We start from the raw sequence: 3,103 nt of genomic DNA, 5'->3' as shown, positions 1-3,103 counted from the left end.
TTGCCTAAGACTGTAGGCCTATTTTGTTATACCTTTTTTTTAGCTTCGGGGACTCTGTTGTTTTCACAATAACCGTCCCCTGACTCATTAATGGCTATGGGGGGAGTTGTCCGTTTTGTGGAGGGAATGAATCAAAATCATTCTGAGTGATTTTTTAATTATTACCTATAGGAAAATATTTACATAACAATTTAATATGGCTAGAACGCACTGAGATGAAAGAGAGGCTAACGGATTTATTGTCCATTAGCCTCTCTTTCATTTAGACTATTCCCACTTCGTACGTATCTTTTCCATATCTCGCTCTACGCCTGAAATATATGACACTTTATACTCTTTTATTTCATGTGGCCATTTCTCGTCACCGTATACGTACCCCTCCAATAAATCAATAGTACCATTTTTAATAAAAAACACAAATCCTACACCATCTTTAACTCCTATTACCTGTGCTATAACATCTCCTAATTGAAAGGATTTAGGGGATTCCAATCTAAGCACATTACTTGGCACAACAAACGATGTAAAAAAACCAGTACCCGAAAATTCACGACTCTTTATAGAAGCATTTAAGTATTGATCTCGAAGAATCGCTAATCTATCATCTTGACCATCTAAAAGCTTCATCACTACCTCTTTTTCCATCTTAATAAAATTTTCCGTTATTTCCATATAAATTCTCCTTTAAGGAATAAATGCAGTACCTACTTTAACCACTCCATCAACTACATTTCCTCTAACAGTTATTAATTCTCCACCTACATTGACAGTCTCTTCAAATACGCCTGTTATACCTTTTGCAATGATTTGTTCCTGTGCAGCTTTTTGAATTGCAACGTAAGCACTCACCTGATTTCCCCAGTATTTAGCTAAAAATGGTCCAAGATTATGTTCAGCTTTACCAAATATGTGATTAAGTTTATTAGGGTCTACTCCAATTGAGGATGCACTTGCAATTCTTACCCAATTACCATTTATTGAGCATATTACATATCCCCCTACGATTACTGCTGTTGCAAGAACAGCTTTTGAAAGAATTGAAGAATCAAAACTCGGTTTTTTTACTAACCATGAATTTTGAAAATCTGGGTCTGCTGCTAAATTTTGCGCCTGTATTGATACTGTTTGCAATAAACCAGCATTATCTGGATTTTCCCAATCAATTGAATTAGGGTTAATCCCCATATCATTGCAGATTTGATCTTGAGCCGCATCTATAAGGTCCCAATAAGCTACTGTTTTCGTGTCTCCAACATCCATTGCTTGTTGACGTTGTTGCTTCTGCCAATGGGAAAGGAAGTTATTTCTTTCATCACTAATTGATATACTACCACCAGTAAGCCCATTACCACCAACCAACTTAGATGCAACAGCGCCAATTATACCACTAACCCATTGTAACGTTGCTGGGTCTTTAATATTAGCTAATTGATTTTGGATTATTTGAGTAAATCCTGCACTTGTTGCTCCAGATGCAAAACTTCCACCAGCGAATTGAGACATTATACCGCCGACAACAGCTTTAAGAGCAACCTTTTTAGGATCATTCTCTTCTAATCCTAAATCTCCAACCGCTTTAAATGCCTCTTCGCCAAATACTTTAGCTAATTCTTGTTGTTCTTGAACGGTTTTCTTATCAAATATTTTTCCTAAAACATTTACTGAATTAGTAGTATCGCGACTCAAATTAGAAATATCCTGTTTTGGATTACTGCGAATATCAATAGTACCATTAGCGATAGCGGATTTGTAGTACTATCAGCGTTTCCAGTCGCAGTTACGCCAATGTTAGGTGTAAGTCCTTGATTTTTATAGTTTTAAGTATCCGAAGGACTATATTTCCTACTATCATAGTTGACCCCAACGCTGCTCGCGCTGTAATCCGCCTTATTTTGAATATCCGAGTAAGTCAGCGTATCGGTACTAATCTTATTCTTATCCGGCGTAGCCTCACTTGAGATAACCGATCCCTTCAGATCAGTGTTTTTTCCGACCTGAATATCGAAGCCGTCTTTGCCGGCGTAAATGCCTGCCTGCTCAATTACGCTGCTATAGGTGGAATTGGTTTTTGCTTTATTATTGGAACCTATTACCCCATTATCCGAAAGTTTCTTTTTGTCAGTGCCCGGCCTGCCGTCTTTGCCGTTTTTATCACCAGTTATAAAGCTAATGCCGCTGCTTTTGCTGTTCGCGGTGTAGTTATCGGTATCCTGCTTACTGGCGATGTTAAGGTTACCACCAACGTCAGTCACTACTTTTTCGCCTTTGACTTGGGAACCGATAATGTTGGTATCGTTGCCGGATTTCAAGGTTGTAGTGCCGCCGGCGTTGATTACGCTTTCTGTATGGGTATTTATGTCTTCATTTTCTTTGCCCTTGTTGGAACCGGTGCCGCCGGTGAATCCGCCGAAGGAACCGGACAGCCCGAAGGAAGCGCCGATTGATGATGAGGAAGACTTCGTATTGGTACGCGTTTGCTGTTTATTTTGAGCCGATTCGATGTTGATGTTTTGTTGTGCCCCTACTGTTACATTGGTAGCGTTAATGTTGGTCGCCTTGAGATTAACATCACCTGCGGTGGCCTTGATAGTTACATCGCCGCCTGCCGTCACGTTGGACATGTTGACGGTTTCTATATGGGTATTCTGCTCTGAAGTTATCTTAGTACTACCAATACCGATATTAATGGATACGCCACCATTTGGGTCTTGTTTGAAGTCTTTGCCGATAGCCTTTAGATCATCTTTTGCCTTATTGATATAGAGGGCTTTGAGGCGATTATCCTGTACCTCCCCTGCCCGGTTCAGACTCCCTACTAAGTCGGTTCCAGTATCAACCACACCGCCGCCTAACGATACACTCAACCCGTTTTGCTTGAATTCATACTTGTATTGGCTGTCGTAGGTATTGATGGTGTTATCAATACTCACGTTCTTACCGGTGATGTTGGTGTCCTTGCCGCTGACAACTGTTGTGCCTTCATTTTTAACGTTGTTGCCGGCGGTGATGGTGACGTTACCGGCAATGGAGCCGACCGTGCTGCCGATTTCGTCTTTGACTTGTTCGTTCAGGGTCGTTTTGGTCGACTGCGTGCCGATCGTAA

The 3,103-nt window shown here is 40.7% G+C and carries 3 protein-coding genes; all 3 read right to left on the bottom strand.

What is annotated here, in order from left to right:
- Positions 1 to 267: 267 nt before the first annotated feature.
- Positions 268 to 672, bottom strand: coding sequence for a hypothetical protein (locus BLR65_RS28695; protein WP_093798245.1), 405 nt, complete (start codon positions 670 to 672; stop codon positions 268 to 270).
- Positions 673 to 684: 12 nt separating this feature from the next.
- The gene (locus BLR65_RS31260; protein WP_245693111.1) at positions 685 to 1,686 is read right to left on the bottom strand and encodes a DUF637 domain-containing protein; all 1,002 of its coding nucleotides are present in this window, start codon (positions 1,684 to 1,686) and stop codon (positions 685 to 687) included.
- A gap of 131 nt (positions 1,687 to 1,817) precedes the next feature.
- Positions 1,818 to 3,103: hemagglutinin repeat-containing protein (locus BLR65_RS31255; RefSeq protein WP_245693110.1), on the bottom strand; the 1,286-nt coding region annotated here is incomplete at its 5' end.

This window comes from Sporomusa acidovorans (assembly GCF_900101845.1).
Taxonomy (GTDB): domain Bacteria; phylum Bacillota; class Negativicutes; order Sporomusales; family Sporomusaceae; genus Sporomusa; species Sporomusa acidovorans.
This window is presented reverse-complemented; position numbering and strand designations above follow the sequence as displayed.

Coding starts and splice junctions, on each gene's coding strand:
- BLR65_RS28695 (WP_093798245.1), bottom strand. CDS start 672: ATGGAAATAACGGAAAATTTTATTAAGATGGAAAAAGAGGTAGTGATG.